This window comes from Xenorhabdus entomophaga (assembly GCF_037996725.1).
GTDB classification, from domain to species: Bacteria; Pseudomonadota; Gammaproteobacteria; order Enterobacterales; family Enterobacteriaceae; genus Xenorhabdus; species Xenorhabdus khoisanae.
Genome location: NZ_JBBMXH010000484.1, coordinates 1 through 226 on the forward strand (window position 1 = coordinate 1; position 226 = coordinate 226).

The window sequence follows — 226 nt, forward strand, 5'->3', positions numbered from 1 at the left end:
TTTCAGCACTTCGTGCCGATATTTCACAAACGGTTTGCCTTCGGCCTCCCGCTGAAAACGGCCATAACTTTCGTAAATGGTATACGGTGTCAGCGTTCCCATCGCCTGATACTCCGGGCTGCTCTCCAGTTGATACACCTGAGAAAGTGGCCTGTCAGGATTGTAATCGCGGTGAATACTGCGTTTCGGAGCCATGCCGACACCCAGACGTACCTGATAAATCACG

The 226-nt window shown here is 51.8% G+C and carries 1 pseudogene; it reads right to left on the reverse strand.

What is annotated here, in order from left to right:
- Window positions 1-226: pseudogene (locus AAC854_RS23740) on the reverse strand (type VI secretion system tip protein VgrG); the annotation flags it as partial.